Origin of the sequence: Aeromonas sp. ASNIH2, assembly GCF_002934795.1 — a bacterium.
Lineage (GTDB): Bacteria > Pseudomonadota > Gammaproteobacteria > Enterobacterales > Aeromonadaceae > Aeromonas > Aeromonas caviae.
This window is the reverse complement of record NZ_CP026406.1, coordinates 1,711,958-1,726,135: the sequence shown is the minus strand read 5'-3', so window position 1 is coordinate 1,726,135 and position 14,178 is coordinate 1,711,958. Positions and strand designations below refer to the sequence as shown.

General features: G+C 61.2%; 18 protein-coding genes. 16 read left to right on the top strand and 2 right to left on the bottom strand.

The window, feature by feature from the left end; translation table 11 throughout:
• The first annotated feature begins 10 nt into the window (after positions 1 to 10).
• On the top strand, positions 11 to 1,012 hold the full coding sequence (locus C3F36_RS07975) for a hypothetical protein (protein WP_041211809.1): 1,002 nt from the start codon (positions 11 to 13) through the stop codon (positions 1,010 to 1,012).
• A gap of 60 nt (positions 1,013 to 1,072) precedes the next feature.
• Here the strand turns inward: C3F36_RS07975 and fliB are convergent, their stop codons facing one another.
• Positions 1,073 to 2,236: a flagellin lysine-N-methylase gene (gene fliB, locus C3F36_RS07970; protein WP_199769677.1), complete on the bottom strand. Its 1,164-nt coding sequence runs from the start codon at positions 2,234 to 2,236 to the stop codon at positions 1,073 to 1,075.
• Between the two features lie 210 nt (positions 2,237 to 2,446).
• Between fliB and lafA (C3F36_RS07960) the strand changes: the two genes are divergently transcribed.
• The 12 genes from lafA (C3F36_RS07960) (at position 2,447) to C3F36_RS07910 (ending at position 11,194) form a co-directional block, all read left to right on the top strand.
• A complete protein-coding gene (gene lafA / locus C3F36_RS07960; RefSeq protein WP_045522180.1) occupies positions 2,447 to 3,313 on the top strand; it encodes a lateral flagellin LafA in 867 nt (288 codons plus the stop codon).
• 179 nt (positions 3,314 to 3,492) lie between these two features.
• On the top strand, positions 3,493 to 4,353 hold the full coding sequence (lafA, locus tag C3F36_RS07955; protein WP_045522176.1) for a lateral flagellin LafA: 861 nt from the start codon (positions 3,493 to 3,495) through the stop codon (positions 4,351 to 4,353).
• A gap of 113 nt (positions 4,354 to 4,466) precedes the next feature.
• Positions 4,467 to 5,750 (top strand): lateral flagellar capping protein LafB, encoded by a 1,284-nt coding sequence (gene lafB / locus C3F36_RS07950; protein WP_048208577.1) that lies wholly within the window; start codon positions 4,467 to 4,469, stop codon positions 5,748 to 5,750.
• A 39-nt stretch (positions 5,751 to 5,789) separates the two neighbouring features.
• Positions 5,790 to 6,182, top strand: a complete 393-nt coding sequence (gene lafC / locus C3F36_RS07945; protein ID WP_104454855.1) for a lateral flagellar export chaperone LafC — start codon at positions 5,790 to 5,792, stop codon at positions 6,180 to 6,182.
• Between the two features lie 120 nt (positions 6,183 to 6,302).
• Positions 6,303 to 6,641 carry a hypothetical protein gene (locus tag C3F36_RS07940; RefSeq protein ID WP_041214009.1) on the top strand — a complete coding sequence of 113 codons (339 nt, stop codon included), beginning with the start codon at positions 6,303 to 6,305 and terminating at the stop codon, positions 6,639 to 6,641.
• Complete coding sequence (locus C3F36_RS07935; protein ID WP_324806187.1) at positions 6,632 to 7,408, top strand: hypothetical protein; 777 nt, start codon at positions 6,632 to 6,634, stop codon at positions 7,406 to 7,408. The genes C3F36_RS07940 and C3F36_RS07935 overlap by 10 nt, the downstream gene beginning before the upstream one ends.
• On the top strand, positions 7,390 to 7,680 hold the full coding sequence (locus C3F36_RS24090; protein WP_324806184.1) for a flagellar hook-length control protein FliK: 291 nt from the start codon (positions 7,390 to 7,392) through the stop codon (positions 7,678 to 7,680). Before C3F36_RS07935 ends, C3F36_RS24090 begins: the two co-directional genes overlap by 19 nt.
• A gap of 39 nt (positions 7,681 to 7,719) precedes the next feature.
• The gene (lafF, locus tag C3F36_RS07930; protein WP_041211801.1) at positions 7,720 to 8,178 is read left to right on the top strand and encodes a lateral flagellar basal body-associated protein LafF; all 459 of its coding nucleotides are present in this window, start codon (positions 7,720 to 7,722) and stop codon (positions 8,176 to 8,178) included.
• A 5-nt stretch (positions 8,179 to 8,183) separates the two neighbouring features.
• Positions 8,184 to 8,894, top strand: a complete 711-nt coding sequence (gene lafS, locus C3F36_RS07925; RefSeq protein ID WP_045522170.1) for a lateral flagellar system RNA polymerase sigma factor LafS — start codon at positions 8,184 to 8,186, stop codon at positions 8,892 to 8,894.
• A 50-nt stretch (positions 8,895 to 8,944) separates the two neighbouring features.
• Positions 8,945 to 9,802 carry a lateral flagellar motor stator protein LafT gene (gene lafT, locus C3F36_RS07920; RefSeq protein WP_041211799.1) on the top strand — a complete coding sequence of 286 codons (858 nt, stop codon included), beginning with the start codon at positions 8,945 to 8,947 and terminating at the stop codon, positions 9,800 to 9,802.
• Positions 9,802 to 10,749 carry a lateral flagellar motor protein LafU gene (gene lafU, locus C3F36_RS07915; RefSeq protein ID WP_104454854.1) on the top strand — a complete coding sequence of 316 codons (948 nt, stop codon included), beginning with the start codon at positions 9,802 to 9,804 and terminating at the stop codon, positions 10,747 to 10,749. Before lafT ends, lafU begins: the two co-directional genes overlap by 1 nt.
• The gene (locus C3F36_RS07910) at positions 10,736 to 11,194 is read left to right on the top strand and encodes a PilZ domain-containing protein (protein WP_042015087.1); all 459 of its coding nucleotides are present in this window, start codon (positions 10,736 to 10,738) and stop codon (positions 11,192 to 11,194) included. The genes lafU and C3F36_RS07910 overlap by 14 nt, the downstream gene beginning before the upstream one ends.
• Here the strand turns inward: C3F36_RS07910 and C3F36_RS07905 are convergent.
• Entirely contained in the window at positions 11,130 to 11,987 is an 858-nt protein-coding gene (locus tag C3F36_RS07905; RefSeq protein WP_104456020.1) for a lytic transglycosylase domain-containing protein, read from the bottom strand. The genes C3F36_RS07910 and C3F36_RS07905 overlap by 65 nt on opposite strands.
• Before the next feature lie 255 nt (positions 11,988 to 12,242).
• Between C3F36_RS07905 and C3F36_RS07900 the strand changes: the two genes are divergently transcribed.
• The 3 genes from C3F36_RS07900 (at position 12,243) to rsmH (ending at position 14,176) form a co-directional block, all read left to right on the top strand.
• On the top strand, positions 12,243 to 12,539 hold the full coding sequence (locus tag C3F36_RS07900; RefSeq protein ID WP_041211797.1) for a hypothetical protein: 297 nt from the start codon (positions 12,243 to 12,245) through the stop codon (positions 12,537 to 12,539).
• Between the two features lie 239 nt (positions 12,540 to 12,778).
• Complete coding sequence (gene mraZ / locus C3F36_RS07895) at positions 12,779 to 13,237, top strand: division/cell wall cluster transcriptional repressor MraZ (RefSeq protein WP_039040489.1); 459 nt, start codon at positions 12,779 to 12,781, stop codon at positions 13,235 to 13,237.
• Positions 13,238 to 14,176, top strand: a complete 939-nt coding sequence (gene rsmH / locus C3F36_RS07890) for a 16S rRNA (cytosine(1402)-N(4))-methyltransferase RsmH (protein WP_104454853.1) — start codon at positions 13,238 to 13,240, stop codon at positions 14,174 to 14,176.
• Positions 14,177 to 14,178: the final 2 nt, after the last annotated feature.

Here is a 14,178-nt window from a genome sequence, read left to right as displayed (position 1 = left end):
AGGAGCCAGGATGCAGATTCAACAAACCCGTCCGGGGAGCGTGGTCGAAACGCCGGCCCAACCCAGGTTGCAAGGTCGTTCGACTGCCCAGGCTACTTCTCCCCAGACTCCTCGCAATGAACGCCAGCCCAATGTCATCCGGCTGGATCGCTGGGCCCTGATCGGCACGGCGCAGCAGCGCATCGCCCATGCCCAGGGGGGCGAGCAGGCCCTGAGCCAGGTGTGGGGCGAGCTGAAGCGCCTGGAGCAGCAGCTCGGCCAGCAGAAGGCGGCGAGCGGGGATCTGGTCTCCCGTCTCAAGGTACTGGAAGAGAAGCTGACCCAGCCGCAGGCGCCACTGACGAGCGAGCTCAGGCCACGCTTGCTGGCGTCGGCCACGGACAGCAGGGTGCACTACAGCGCGGAGCGGCTCGATCTGCTGAGCCCAAGGGCGAGTGCCGAGCGTCTCGTCTTCTCCTTCCCTCAGACCAGCAGCGCCGTCGAGGTGCTGCTGCCCGCCGATGCCAGTGAAGCGGAGGCGGCCGCCCGTCTGGATCGCGCGCTGCGCAAGGAGCATATCCAGGCGCGCCTGAACGAGCTGGGCAAGCTGGAGCTGAGCGTGCCGGATCAGCACAGGCGCAAGCTGGATGAACCCGTGCTGCTGAGCGGCGAGGGCATCCGCATTCCCGCCGGCAACCCGGTACCCGTGCAGTTCAAGCCAAAGGCGGGGCAGTTGACCCAGCTCGGCGAGGGGCTCGACAAGGGGGAGATCAAACAGGAGCAGCAACGGCTGAAGCGACTGCTCGGGGAGATAGAGCAGTCGGTGCGCGAGCTCAAGCAGTTTCGCCAGCGGATGGTGAAGCAGCTCGATCGGGTGAAGTCACGCAGCCAGAACCTGCAGCAGGAGGAGCTGGTCCAGTTGCAGGGCAAGCTCAGCCTCCAGCTCAAGGAAGGGGGCTTCATGGGGACCATGTCCGGTCTGCTTGCCCAGGCCAACGTCTCGCGCCAGAACGTGGTGGCGCTGCTCACCTAGGGTGCCAGGTCCCGTTCACGACAGAAAACCGCCATGCAGCTCGCTGGCGGTTTTCTGTTTTCAGGGCTTGAGCAGGGCGTACAGGGAGATGTCCGACGCGAAGCCGGAGTCGTTGAGCCCCTGTTCTATGGTCTTGATAAAACTCGCATTGTGCTGGCGTATAGTGTGGTAGCTGTAGAAGAGGTTGACCACGTCCTGCTCGTCCAGCTCCTTGTCCATGGCCAGCAGGCAGAGGTAGTTGCGCAGCAGGAAGTAGTCGACCACCAGCAGTTGATAGGCCTGGTACTTGTCGCCCTGCTGCAGCGGGAAGTTGTGGTGATAGACGTAGTAGAGCAGGTAGTTGTCCAGGATCTGGGGATGGCCGGCCAGGAAGGGGGCGACCCTGTCGTGCCAGACCTGCTGCAGGTGTGCAAGCTTGTCCTCGTCGTAGGTTCCCTCCAGTACCTCGTTGATCTTGTCGAGGCAGACCTGCATGGTCTGCCGCCCCCGTCTCCCCTGGGAATAGGCCAGCAACTGGTGGGTCATGGTTCTGAGGCCCCACCACTGCAGTCTGGGCAGGGCGGGCAACTGCTCGAACATGGTGTTGAGCTCCCCGCGTTCGGCCAGTACCGCCACCTGATCGAGGAAGGCCTCGTGGGAGAGTTGCGCAGGATCCCGGTGGATCAGCATGCCGACCAGCCATAGCCGAATCGCCACGGGGATATCCGTGGCGGCCAGCACGTGAATGCTCAGGCTGTGCAACGTCGCCATGGCATTGGAGGGGGGCGGAGCGAAGGGCAGGGGCTGGGTGAGCTCGGTGACCTCGGTCTGCATCGCCAGGGGGTCAAGCAGCAACTGGCGGCACACCTGGGGGCAGGAGAGCATCAGGGACCTCTTGAGCTGGTTGCCGATGCGGGTCTGGGCTCTGGGGTAGGTCTTGCAGGTGTGACTCAGGGCATCCGGACCCGCCTTGCTGTGGATCTGGCACAGGCGGTTTTCATCGAGGAAGGGGCAGGCGCCCTGTTCGTCGAGCTTTATCTCCCCCCAGCGCTCGTTGCTCTGCTTCACCTTGATGATGTGCAGCTTGCTCAGGGATTTGACCGTGGGGTCGGGGTGGCGTTCATAGCTGCGGAAGGTCTGCTTGTCGATGCTGATGGTCCAGCTGTGGCAGCAGTTGTCCTCGCAGCGATCGCCGATGCACTGGAAATGTTGAACGAAATGCGGTGTGTAGAGCGAAGCAGCCATGTCGCCATCCGGTAGTGAGAGAGGACGTTTTAAAAGCAATAAGCATGCCGGATGGGGGAGGCGGCGAGCACCCGGGATACCGGAATGCCCGGGAGGGGGCCAGAAGAAAAATATGCGGAGGGAAGATTACATTTCTGCGCGAAAGGGGTCGTCTCTATCTGATGTCAACCTAACGGGCTGCTGTGCAGCGTTTAACTCGAGGAATACATCATGGGCTTGTCCATCCATACCAACTTCGCCTCCCTGACCACCCAGAACCAGCTGAACAACACCAACAAGATGCTGGGCACCGCCATGCAGCGCCTGGGTACCGGTCTTCGCATCAACTCCGCCGCCGACGACGCGGCCGGTCTGCAGATGGCTACCCGCCTGCAAGCCCAGTCCAACGGCCAGAAGGTCGGCATGCGCAACGCCCAGGATGCCATCTCCATGATGCAGACCGCTGAAGGCGCCCTGGACGAGATGACCAACATCGTTCAGCGCATGAAGGATCTGGCTACCCAGGGGGCCAACGGCACTACCAGCACCGAAGACTACACCGCCCTGAACGCCGAGTTCGGCGAGCTGTCGAAAGAGCTGGCCAACATCACCGACAACACCACCTTCGGTGGCCAGTCCCTGCTGAAGAAAGCCGCTGGCAACTTCGAGAAGGGTGCGGTCAAGTTCCAGATCGGTGGCTCCGCCGCCGAGACCCTGAGCGTGGACATCTCTACCGACCTGAAGAAAGTGACCGGTTCCACCGCTGGCTCCGGCCTGGATGGTACCGCAGTCAAGGGTGGCGGTATCGGTGATCAGACCAAAGCCAATGCCGCCATCACCGAGATGGAAACCTTCCTGAAAGACATCGGCAGCGCCCGTTCCTCCTTCGGTGCCAACATCAACCGTCTGGAGCACACCGTCAACAACCTCTCCAACATGAAAGAGAACACCGACATGGCGAACGGTCGCATCATGGATGCCGACTTCGCTCAGGAGAGCACCAACATGACCAAGAACCAGATGCTGATGCAGGCTGGCATGTCCGTGCTGTCCAACTCCAACCAGATGACCGGCATGGTGACCTCCCTGCTGCGTTGATGCTGGTGGCACCCATCCCCCTGGTGGGTGCCTTTTTCCCGTTTCCCCTCCCAGCTCCTCCCGCGCCCTCTTTTTTCATCATATTTTTCACCCGCAGCTCAAGTCTTGCCTCGCACCTGTCGCTTCTCTCCTTCGTACGGTTATCCGCTGCGGTAGCAGCCTTCTTCGAGGAATAGATCATGGGTTTGTCCATTCATACCAACTTTGCTTCTCTGACCACTCAGAACCAGCTGAACAACACCAACAAGATGCTGGGCACCGCCATGCAGCGCCTGGGTACCGGTCTGCGCATCAACTCCGCCGCCGATGACGCCGCCGGTCTGCAGATGGCCACCCGTCTGCAAGCCCAGTCCAACGGCCAGAAGGTCGGCATGCGCAACGCCCAGGACGCCGTCTCCATGATGCAGACCGCCGAAGGTGCCATGGACGAGATGACCAACATCGTTCAGCGCATGAAAGACCTGGCCACCCAGGGCGCCAACGGCACCGCGAGCGCGGAAGACCGTCTGGCCATGGGCACCGAAATGAAGGAGCTGTCTGCCGAGCTGAAGAACATCAGCGACAACACCAAGTTTGGTGGTCAGGCTCTGATCAGCGATGCGGGCAAGTTCGGCGCCGCAGCAGTGACCTTCCAAATCGGTGGTTCCGCCGCCGAGAAGCTGGATGTGGATGCCAGCGGCAATGTTCAGGCCGTCAACGCAGCCATTGATGCCGCGGAAACCGATTTTGCCACCGCCGATGCCACCGCTCTGGCCTCCACTGCCTTCAATGCGCAGATCACCAAGATGGAAGACGCCCTGGATGCCATCGGTACCGCCCGTTCCCAGTTCGGTGCCAACATCAACCGTCTGGAGCACACCGTCAACAACCTCTCCAACATGAAAGAGAACACCGACATGGCGAACGGCCGCATCATGGATGCCGACTTCGCCCAGGAGAGCACCAACATGACCAAGAACCAGATGCTGATGCAGGCTGGCATGTCCGTGCTGTCCAACTCCAACCAGATGACCGGCATGGTGACTTCCCTGCTGCGTTGATGGTTTGCCGGGCCGCCCCGAGAGGGGCGGCTCTTGTTTGAGAACCGCTTGCCGGTTGGAAAGGGCCGAGCCGGTCTTTTCCAACAGGCATGCCACCGAATAAGGGGATAAAGATGCAAATAGATCCGGCCAGCACGGCGATGCAACTGGTGGCCGTCGAGCGCCAGAACATGGACAAGCTGCTGAAGAAGCAGCTGGACAGCGTCAAGGCGCAGCAGAGCGCCATCAGCAGCCTCACCACCAAGCTGTCGAGTTTCCAGACCCTGCTCAAGGATCTGAACAAGGCGAGCAGCCTGCAGGCTCAGAAGGCCACCCTGTCCCAGGAAGGACTCATGACGGTGACGAGCAACGGCAAGGCCAGCTCGGGTCAGTACAGCTTCTTCGTGGAGCAGCTTGCCCAGTCCCATCAGGTCGGCTTGCAGCTTGACAGTGACACGGCACCGCTGCCGGCAGACGGCGTCTTCTCCCTGACCGTCAAGGGCAAGACCCTGGACATCGACCTGGCCTCCCTCCCGGCTGGCGCCACCGTCAAGGATCTGGTCTCCCAGATCAACAATGCCAAGGACAACCCGGGGGTGAAGGCGACCCTGGTACGTACCGACGGCAAGGTCAGCATGGTACTGACCAGCAAGGAGAGCGGCGTGGAGAACGCCATCACCCTGGGGTACAGCGGGGATGGCGCCAATGCCATCGGGGTGGCGATGGCCGGCAAGACGGACATCACCCAGGCGCAGGACGCCAAGCTGCGCATGGGGGGGGACAACCCTCTCACCATCACCTCTGCCAGCAACAAGATAGAGAACGTGGTGGATGGCCTGACGTTCCAGCTGACCAAGGCGCAAAAGGCGGATGACGCTCCGCTGCTGGTCACGGTGGATCAGGACAAGGAGGCGGTTACCGGCTCCCTCAAGAAGTTTGTCGACAGTTACAACGAGCTGGTGGACGAGCTGGCCAAGATGACCTCCAGCGATCCCAAGGCACCGGGAGCACTCTCCTCCGACAGCGGGGTACGCAGCCTCAAGAGCGTGATTGCCCGCAGCGTGCGGGAGCTGCCCGATGATCTGACTCTGGGGAGCCTGGGGATCAAGACCGACAAGGCGGGCAAGCTCTCCTTCAACGAGACTGACTTCAACAAGGCGCTGGAGAAGGATCCCGAGCTGCTCGGCAAGGCACTCATGGGCGACGATGGTCTGCTCAAGCGGATGAGTAATGCCCTGGACCCCTATACCAAGCGGGACGGTGCACTCAAGGGACGCAAGACAGGTCTTGAAGCGAACGAGAAGCGGGTGAACGAGCGGATGGAGGCGCTGGATCGGCGCATGGATTCCGCGTATAAGCGCTACCTCAATCAGTTCACCACCATGAACCAGATGTTGCAGACCATGGGCGCCCTGTGAGACGGATAGCCCGTAACACTTTGAATAAGCGAGTTTTTCATGTTTGAACCCCAAGAAGGCTATGACGCCTACCAGTTCGCCGCCACCCAGGCCAAGGCAGCGAGCGCCGATCCGCACCAGCTGGTGCTGATGTTGATGGATGGCCTGCTCGACGAAATTGCCAGGGCCGAGGGCCACATTCTGGCCAGGCAGTTCGAGCGCAAGGGGCAGTCTATCAACAAGTGCCTGCAGATCCTGGGGGGGCTCGACAGTGCCCTCGACATGGACAAGGGCGGGGAGCTGGCCAGCAACCTGCACCGTCTGTACGACTACTGCGGCCAGCGGCTGTTCGAGATCAGCGTGGCCAACGATGTCGCGGGCTTTGCAGAGGTGCGTCGCATCCTGCTGGAGCTGAAAGAGGGTTGGGAAGCGATGGCCCGCCATCCCCGTTGATGCGGAAATCCACCTTCCTCATGGGGCAAAGGTTGGAAATAACGTATTGAAATATAATGTTTATATATTTGGCCTGCTCCTTGCTTGCCCGCAAGGTCGTCCTATTTTGAGGCCATCATCATGTCCATGACAGGAGCCGTGCCCCCCGGTGCGGAACGCGAGACACGTCAGCGCCAGCTTCTGGGGCTCGGGCGTCTTATCTTGCAGCAGGCCCGCGCCGGACAGTGGGATGCGGTGCGTCTGGCGGATCAGCGTCTGGCCCAGCTGGTGGCGCATCTGAACAGCCAGCCTGCATTGTGGCAATCCCTGATGCCGGCCCGGGATCAAGTGCGCCACTGGCATCGGGAAGCCTTCGCGCTCTGTGAGCAGGAAACGGCGCTGCGCAAGCAGGAGTGGGACAGCCTCTCCCGCAAGCGGGAAGGATTGCAGGCCTACGACGAGGCGCAGACATGGGCATGATCCCTCTCCCCGTGGCAGAGACACTGCCCGCTTCCCCATCCGGTGGTTTTACCCGCCTCTCCCGCCAGCCTGACGGGCAGGGGGAAGAGTACCAGCCTCTGGATCTTCCGCAGGAGGCGATGCTTCCTCCGTCCACTGCCCCTTCCGCCCCCGTCGACGAGACGGAGCAGGAGGAGAGCGTCGAAGTGGCTGCGGATGTCGCCGAGCAACTCGCCGCCTTCAACCAGATGCCACCACCTTTTGTCCGCCAGGAGGAGGGACGCCTTCCTCCTGCCCGTTTGTCATCGAGTGCCGGCCTTGCCCCCGTCGGGGAGGTGCAACCCGCCTCCTCGCCTGTGCTGCGCGCCCTCAGCGGGTTCGAGCGAATGGAAGGGGAGCGGATGCCGGCGCCGCCGGTTTCCGTTGGCAAGGAGAGCCTCCCTCAACCCGTTGGGGAGCTGGCCATGCGAATGCTCCAGCCCACAGCCCGGGGCGAGCAGCCTGCGACCCGGAGTGCGGCAGCGGTGGTGCCTCTTCCCGGGGAGCCCGCCCCGGAGCGGGAGGCCAGCGTCACCGAATTCAAGGCAAAGGCGGGGTTGTCGCCCGCGCTATCTGCCGCCAGGCCTGCGGAATACCAGTGGGCACCGGCGCGTCTTGCCGCAAGCGAGGCCCAGTGGGGCCAGCAACTGGTCGATGTGCTCAAAGACAGGGTCGAGCTGCAGGTGAACCATAGCATCAAGCAGGCCCATATCCGCCTCGATCCCCCGAGTTGGGTCGCCTCGAACTGACCGTGAGGGTGGAAGGGGATCGGCTCAACGTGCAGCTCAACGTGACCAACCCGGCGGTGCGTGAAGCCCTGATCCAGTCGATGGAGCGGCTTCGCATGAGTTTGGCTCCCCATCATGCTGGTGGTGTCGAGGTGAACGTGGGCCAGGGGGGAGAGCAGGAGCGGGGGGATCGCTGGCAGCAGGAGAAGATCCTGGCAGGTCGACGACAGTGGCAGGAAGAACAGGACGCATCGGGCAGTGCTGGCCAGGATTGGCTCAACACCCTGGTGTGACATTTCAAGATCTGGCAATAGCGAGAGTGATTTCAAATTATGCGGCGTGTCATGAAGTGGTTGATGGTGATAATGATGGCGCTGTGCCTGCTGGCGGCGCTGGCCTATGGCGCTTATCTCAAGCGGGATACGGTTGCCGTCTGGCTGGGCCTGGCAGAGGCCAAGCCCGAGCTGAGCAAGACGCCGCTGTTCAAACCGATGGAGCGTTTCGTCATCAGCCTGGAGGGAGACAGAGAGCCCCACTATCTGGTGCTGGAGCTGGCGCTGGTCACCCACAATCCCCAGCAACTGGAGACGCTCAACGAGCTGACCCCCCTGATCCGCAATGCCATGGTGCAATATTTCAGCCATCGCTCCCATGAGGCGGTGAAGCAGGAATTGCAGAACATCTCGGCCCTTCAGACCTCTCTGCTCGGCAAACTGGTGGGAACCCTGGAGGGGTATGGCTACAAGCCCTATCTGGATGAAGTGCTGGTCACCAAGGTCCTGGTGCAGTAGCGAACATGATGGACGCTGGTTGGGATACTCCCTGCGAACTGACCGCCTCCGCTCCCCGCACCGGTGAGCAGGTGATCCTGAGCCGTTATCTGCCTCTGGTGAAGCGGGCAGCCACTCACCTGCGCAGTCAGGTGAGCGCCAGCTTCGATCAGGAGGACATGGAGCAGGTCGGCATGATGGGGCTGCTGGAAGCCTGGCGTCGCTATGGGGGTGAACCGGATGCCCAGTTCGAGAGCTATGCCTTCAAGCGGGTACGGGGAGCCATGCTGGATGAGCTGCGGCGCCTCGACTGGCGCCCCCGTCAGCTGCGCCAGCAGGTGCACGGTCACAACCAGGTACAGCGGGAGCTGTTCAATCGTCTGGGGCGCAACCCGACCGAGCAGGAGCTGGCACAGGCGCTTTCCTGCACCGTCGAGGAGGTGCGCCAGCTCGCCTATGCGAGCCAGGCCGAGGCGTTGCAGAGTCTGGAGGAGTGGCTGGAGAACGGGGGCAGGGCGCCCGCATCCGAGTCTGACGATCAGGATCTGGCCATGACCTTGGGCAAGGTGCTCGGCACCCTGGACAAGCGTGAACAGCTGCTGCTTTCCCTCTATTACCAGCAGGAATTGAACATGAAGGAGATTGCACTGGTGCTCGGGTTGACCGAGTCGCGGGTGTGCCAGCTCCACAAGCAGTGCGTCCTTCAGCTCAAGCAGCGATTGGTCGACTCCATATAGTTATGCCTCTCCCCGCGGGGGGAGTCTTGTTGATTTCTGCGGGAGCATCCATGCAAAAACAGATTGGTCTTGGTGTCATTTTCGTATGTGTGATCGGCGGCTTCATGATGGCCGGGGGGCGCCCCATCGCCCTGTGGCAGCCTGCCGAACTCATCATCATCATAGGGGCGGCGGTCGGCTCCATGTTCCTTGGCAATTCCAAGGAGGTGATGCATGAAATGTGGCGCCAGATGAAGCTTTGCTTCAAGTCCAACAAGGACGAGAAGGAGATCTATCGCGAACTGCTGACCCTGATGCACCAACTGCTGGAAGAGACCCGCAACAAGGGGATGAAGGCGCTGGACGAGCACGTGGAGAATCCGCAGCAGAGCTCCGTCTTCCTCATGTATCCCCAGGTATCGGAAGATCCGCAACTGCTGGGCTTCATCATCGACAACCTGCGTCTGCTGGGCATGGGCAAGATCACGCCTCATGAGCTCGACACCATACTGGAGCAGGAGATCATGGCCATCGAGGAGGACATGCTCAAGCCCGCCCATGCGCTGCACAAGACCGGGGAGGCCTGCCCTGGCTTCGGGATCCTGGCGGCGGTGATGGGGATCATCATCACCATGCAGCAGCTCGACGGCCCCCTCAGCAACATAGGCGTGCACGTGGCGGCCGCCCTGGTGGGCACCTTCATCGGCATCTTCCTCTGTTATTGCCTGCTGGAGCCCATCAGCAATGCCATGGAAGAGATGGTCAAGCGCCGTATCGGCATGCTGATGTGCATCAAGTCGATTTTGATCGCTCAGCTGCGGGGCAAGACGCCACTGCTCTCCGTCGATTCCGGCCGCAAGATGCTGGAACCTGACGTGAAACCCAGCTTCCTCGAACTGGAAGACTGGGTGACCAACAGGGCCATGTGATGCGCAACCACGAGCAGATCGTCATCAAGCGCCAGCAGCGGCGTAGCAGCGCTCCCAAGGGGGGCGGTGCATGGAAGGTGGCCTTCGCCGACTTCACCCTGGCCATGATGGCCTTCTTCATGGTGCTCTGGATCCTGGCCGTCTCCAGCCAGGAGGAGCGTGATGTGGTGGCCAGCCGTCTGCGCGACTACAGCATCATGGACAGCGAGGCAAACCCGTTCGACATCAGCAACAGCCCCTATCCGGTGGATCTTGGCGGCAACCCCTCGGTACTGGAGGAGTTGAGTCCCCAGTTCGTGGAGGAGGGGCAGCGCATGCCCAGACACATGGAGCGGGATCGCAGCATCTTTACCGATGGCGCCAAGGGAGGCTATGAGAGCCTGCTGGTGGGCAAGATTGAGGGAGAGAAGCAGATGGCGCAGTTGGCCGGTTTCATCGGATCCATGGCGGATCAGATGCAGGCCAGAAACAACCTCGAGCTGCAACTGGTGCCCCAGGGTCTGCGGATCCTGATCCGCGACGATGACGAGCGTGAGATGTACAGCCGGGGCAGTGCGCGGATCAGCCCCTATTTCCGCCACCTGCTGATGGCACTGGCCCCTGTCTTCCAGCGAGTGGAGAACCGGGTCATGATCTCCGGTCACACCGACAGCACCCCCTTTGCCGGTGACAACTACAGCAACTGGGAGCTCTCCTCCGATCGCGCCATGATGGCGAGGCGTGTCCTGCTTGCCGGTGGCATGCCCCCCGAGCGGGTGGGTCAGGTGGTCGCCATGTCGGATACCATGCTGGACAACACCGCCGATCCCAAAGGCAGCCAGAACCGCCGCATCGAGTTGCTGGTGATGACGACCCAGGCGGAAAAGAGCCTGGAGCAGCTGTTCAGTGCCCAAACCCAAGCCGCCACCCGGACAGCCAAGGACGCCGTTGCCCATGGAAACCCCTGACGCCGATCTGCCCCCCGTGACACCGTTCAAGGATCCCAGGCGCAAACTGCCGCGCTGGTATCTCCATGACGGGACCACGCCCCTGGAATCCCAGAGTTGCGGCATCGCGGCCCGGCTCATGGTCTCTGGCCTGCTGTTCGACAAGCGCATCGGACGGGCGGTCATCAAGGATATCGGACCGGGTGGGGTCGGTTTCCTCGCCCCCGCCCGTTTTACCTTGCCCGATAACGTCAGTCTGTCGTTGTCACCGCGGATCGTGCTGGCGTGTCACATCACCCATCGCAGGGCCATAGGCCAGTACCTCAGCTTCTACGGCGCGCGATGGGTCGATCCTGACTCGGTGGATCTCGCGCCTGTTCTGAGCCACTGGCGCCACTGTTTCATGGCGCCAGCAGAGGGCGAGCCTGCTCCAATCCCAGTGGATCCGGCAACCGCTCAAGAGTGAGGCCTCCCCGCCCCATGTCCAGTCCCCGTGCAGGCAGCAACAGCAGGGGATCGTGCAGGCTTTCCAGGGACACGGCCCGCACCAGCTGCGGGCGTGTCTCTTGATGGCGCGGGGCAGGAGGGGCCTTGCCTCCGCCATAAACGATGGGGCAGTCACTCACCTCCCGGGGATCGGGCAATCGCCAGGCGGGATTCCACCGGCTTGCCTCGTTCATGGCAACCCCCCGTTCCATGGCCCACTCCAGCAATGAGCAGCCCCCCGGCTGCCGCCATACCCGGATATTTTCTCCCGCCTGCCAGGGCGGCAGGACAAACCCGTGCTGCGCCGCTCTGTCCAGCAATTGGGAGAGCGCGAGGAAGCGCGCCACATAGAGGCGCGTTTCGTTAGGCAATTGCAACTCCCACACATTGCGTGTCCCGCCGTTGAGCACCGCCTTCAGTACTCTTCCCTCTCCCGCGTTGTAGGCAGCCAGTGCCAGCAACCAGTCCTGCCCGAAGAATTGATGCAGCCAGCCGAGGTAGGAGAGCGCCGCCTCCGTCGCCAATGGCAGGGAGTAGCGGCCATCGAAGCCGTTTGTCATGGGGACGGAGAAGCGGGCTGCGGTATCCGGCATCAGCTGCCAGGGCCCGGCGGCGCCCGCCGAGGAGATCACGTCAAGCCGGTAGCTGCTCTCGATGAGGGGCAGTAGAGCCAGCATGGGTGGGAGTTTTCGCGTCTGAACCTGCTCCGTGACCCAGCGGATCATGGGCTGGGACTCGGCGAGCCTCGTTTGCAGGTGGCTGCGCTGGCGCAGCAGAAAGCGGGTCTGCTCGTTGACCAGCTCGGCACCCGGGCCGACAACGGGGGTAGGAAAACCCGCCTGCCAGTGATAATGATCATAGGAGTAACAAACGGCACTGCTCAGTAGAGAGAGCCCGGGGAGAAGGTGCAGGGATATTTTGGCAACAGCGGACAGAGCCTGGCGGGAAAATGATAAAAACACGATGTATCTCAACAGTTTTTGACAATATCTGTCGACTGTTCATGTGGTATCCAGGACGTGATAAGCATGATAACACGAGTAAAAAAGACCCCAAAGGCGGGCAGGGCGATTCAGAAATTTCTGCTTTATCTGATCCTCGTTAATTTTGGTTTGATGTGGCTCTATATCATGTATGCCGACGAGCTGACATTGGGCGCCAATCTACTGCTGACTTTTCTTCTCATCGTCTATAACCTGCTGCTCTGCCAGCTGGTGGTGCTGCGAGCCCGTCGGGTAGGGGATGGCTATATCATCTATCCCGTGGTGGGCGTCAGCATTATCCTGTGCGCCGTCGTGCTGTTCCGTTTCATCATTTCCCCGTGAAATCGATTAATTACGAGGCACACTTCGCCGGTATGATTTAATTCTCCCATGAATAACTTGTGGAAAATCAATTCATTTAATCGGTAGTCCCATCACGCTGCGTCAATATGTTCCCCATGCCCGAGATCCTTGCTTGAAAAGCCCCTTGCTCGTCCTTAAACTTCATGGTGGAGAAAAGTGGATCAAAGTGGTTTTATTGGGCATCTAGCCCCTATAACTCACCTTTCGGGGACTGCAATTTGTTGCGTGGCGCTCACGCCATCAGCCTGGACAGCAAGGGGCGGTTGGCGATTCCGACCAAATTTCGTGATTGGCTGCGCGACGAATGCGACGGCCAGCTGGTCTGCACCATCGACATCGCCCATCCCTGTCTGCTGCTTTATCCCCTGAATGAATGGGAAGAGGTGGAGCGCAAGCTGAAGACCCTTTCCAGCACCAACCCGGCGGAACGCCGCCTGCAGCGTCTGCTGCTCGGCCACGCGGCCGAATGCGAACTGGATGGCAATGGCCGTCTGCTGCTCAGCCAACCGCTGCGCAGCCATGCCGGGCTGGACAAGAAAGTCATGCTGGTGGGCCAGCTCAACAAATTCGAGCTGTGGGATGAAGCCCGCTGGCAACAACAGATCAACGACGACATCCTGGGCCTGCCCGAGGACGACTGGGCAAGTTCACCACGACTACAGGATTTTTCTTTATAAATGACCCAAGCCGCTGAACATATCACAGTGCTGTTGCACGAAGCCGTCGAAGGGCTGGCCATCAAGCCGGACGGTATCTACGTCGACGGTACCTTTGGCCGGGGTGGTCACTCTCGTCTCATTCTCCAGCATCTGGGCCCGAACGGCCGTCTGATCGCCATCGACCGGGATCCCCAGGCCATTGCCGAGGCGGCCAAGATCCAGGATCCCCGTTTCGAGATCGTGCACGGTCCCTTCTCCGGCATCACCCGCTATCTGACCGAGCGCGGCCTGCTGGGCAAGGTCGATGGCTTCCTGCTGGATCTCGGTGTCTCCTCCCCCCAGCTTGACGATGCCGAACGTGGCTTCAGCTTCATGAAGGACGGCCCGCTCGACATGAGGATGGATCCCACCTCCGGTCAGAGCGCCGCCGAGTGGCTGGCCCGTGCCGATGTGGACGACATCGCCTGGGTGCTGAAAACCTTCGGTGAGGAGCGCTTCGCCAAGAAGATTGCTCGCGCCATCGTGCACGATCGGGTGACAGAGCCCTATGTGCGCACCCGCCATCTGGCGGAGATGATTGCCCGGGTCAACCCGAGCAAGGAGAAGGGCAAGCACGCGGCGACCCGCAGCTTCCAGGCCATCCGCATCTATATCAACAGCGAGCTGGACGAGATCGAAATCGCCCTCAACGGCGCGCTGGACGTGCTGGCTCCTCACGGCCGTCTCTCCGTCATCAGCTTCCACTCTCTGGAAGATCGGCTGGTGAAACATTTCATTCGCAAGCACGAGAAAGGTCCTGAAGTACCCCACGGCATCCCCCTGACTGAAGCCCAGCTTGCCGGTGGTCGCAAGCTGAAGTCGATCGGCAAGGCGCTCAAGCCTTCCGACCACGAGGTCAATGAAAACACCCGGTCCCGCAGTTCGGTGCTGCGGGTCGCAGAGCGTCTTGCGGAGTAAAC

Coding starts and splice junctions, on each gene's coding strand:
- rsmH (WP_104454853.1), top strand. CDS start 13,238: ATGACCCAAGCCGCTGAACATATCACAGTGCTGTTGCACGAAGCCGTC.
- lafT (WP_041211799.1), top strand. CDS start 8,945: ATGCAAAAACAGATTGGTCTTGGTGTCATTTTCGTATGTGTGATCGGC.
- lafA (WP_045522176.1), top strand. CDS start 3,493: ATGGGTTTGTCCATTCATACCAACTTTGCTTCTCTGACCACTCAGAAC.
- lafS (WP_045522170.1), top strand. CDS start 8,184: ATGATGGACGCTGGTTGGGATACTCCCTGCGAACTGACCGCCTCCGCT.
- C3F36_RS07940 (WP_041214009.1), top strand. CDS start 6,303: ATGTCCATGACAGGAGCCGTGCCCCCCGGTGCGGAACGCGAGACACGT.
- C3F36_RS07975 (WP_041211809.1), top strand. CDS start 11: ATGCAGATTCAACAAACCCGTCCGGGGAGCGTGGTCGAAACGCCGGCC.
- lafF (WP_041211801.1), top strand. CDS start 7,720: ATGCGGCGTGTCATGAAGTGGTTGATGGTGATAATGATGGCGCTGTGC.
- fliB (WP_199769677.1), bottom strand. CDS start 2,236: ATGGCTGCTTCGCTCTACACACCGCATTTCGTTCAACATTTCCAGTGC.
- lafC (WP_104454855.1), top strand. CDS start 5,790: ATGTTTGAACCCCAAGAAGGCTATGACGCCTACCAGTTCGCCGCCACC.
- lafA (WP_045522180.1), top strand. CDS start 2,447: ATGGGCTTGTCCATCCATACCAACTTCGCCTCCCTGACCACCCAGAAC.
- lafU (WP_104454854.1), top strand. CDS start 9,802: ATGCGCAACCACGAGCAGATCGTCATCAAGCGCCAGCAGCGGCGTAGC.
- C3F36_RS07935 (WP_324806187.1), top strand. CDS start 6,632: ATGGGCATGATCCCTCTCCCCGTGGCAGAGACACTGCCCGCTTCCCCA.
- C3F36_RS07900 (WP_041211797.1), top strand. CDS start 12,243: ATGATAACACGAGTAAAAAAGACCCCAAAGGCGGGCAGGGCGATTCAG.
- lafB (WP_048208577.1), top strand. CDS start 4,467: ATGCAAATAGATCCGGCCAGCACGGCGATGCAACTGGTGGCCGTCGAG.
- C3F36_RS07910 (WP_042015087.1), top strand. CDS start 10,736: ATGGAAACCCCTGACGCCGATCTGCCCCCCGTGACACCGTTCAAGGAT.